The 828-nt window shown below is 29.2% G+C and carries 2 protein-coding genes; both read right to left on the bottom strand.

Features of this window, described 5'->3' with window-relative positions; translation table 11 throughout:
* Nucleotides 1-130 precede the first annotated feature (130 nt).
* Nucleotides 131-322: a hypothetical protein gene (locus tag CDG56_RS16740; protein ID WP_018680128.1), complete on the bottom strand. Its 192-nt coding sequence runs from the start codon at nt 320-322 to the stop codon at nt 131-133.
* A gap of 5 nt (nt 323-327) precedes the next feature.
* The gene (locus tag CDG56_RS16735) at nt 328-606 is read right to left on the bottom strand and encodes a hypothetical protein (RefSeq protein ID WP_018680127.1); all 279 of its coding nucleotides are present in this window, start codon (nt 604-606) and stop codon (nt 328-330) included.
* Nucleotides 607-828 lie beyond the last annotated feature (222 nt).

Raw genomic sequence — 828 nt, 5'->3', positions numbered from 1 at the left:
TCATGACTAATTTTTTAAATACCTGAAAAACAATGAATTTTTATAAGTGGTTTCGCATAACCACCATTATGTTAAATGGATATTGTGCAAATGATAAAATGTGATGTTCAATCCATCCTATTATTAAATATTATTTAGCTGGGATTGATGATATTTTTTTCCCTTTCTCATCATAGACGTAAATCCAACTTCCTTTCTTGACGCTTACAGTTGATGATGTAAATCCGTGTAAGGCATCACCTGCAAGTGCAGCTAATTTACGCCCTTTTTCATCGTATACATAAATCCAACTTCCTCTATGAACAGCACTTGCAATAGCCATATTTTTTATTCCTGTTCAAATACTTCTGTGAAGTGGCTTTTATTAATAATTACATATGATTTTCCAGTGTCTTTATATAAAAGTTGGTTTTCTTCAGCACTAGAACTCGTATCTTCCCAGATATCCGCCCAACGATCATAAATTTCATTCCAGATAACATTAGTTATTCTATCTCGTTGAAACCAAGTTAAAAGTTCCCATTTATAAAATTCAACATACCCACAGTGTTGTAATTCAGCCATTTTATTACTGAATAGAGGGTCAAATTTTTTTGCTAATGACATATCATCAATCCTATAATTTTTTATTGTGATTATAATGCAATATTATAATTTTAATTTCAACTTATATTTTTAATTTAAAATTATAATTGGTACTTATTTTAAGAATTTCTAAAATTAACATAATACACCTTATACGAAACTATGATGTTAGAAACCATTTAAAGTGTCTGTATTCTCACCAATAAAAATGTCTGGTTTATGATGGTTTTCACCATCATGGAC

The organism is Acinetobacter sp. WCHA39, from assembly GCF_002165385.1.
In the GTDB taxonomy this organism is placed as follows: Bacteria; Pseudomonadota; Gammaproteobacteria; order Pseudomonadales; family Moraxellaceae; genus Acinetobacter.
This window is presented reverse-complemented; position numbering and strand designations above follow the sequence as displayed.

Coding starts and splice junctions, on each gene's coding strand:
- CDG56_RS16740 (WP_018680128.1), bottom strand. CDS start 322: ATGGCTATTGCAAGTGCTGTTCATAGAGGAAGTTGGATTTATGTATAC.
- CDG56_RS16735 (WP_018680127.1), bottom strand. CDS start 606: ATGTCATTAGCAAAAAAATTTGACCCTCTATTCAGTAATAAAATGGCT.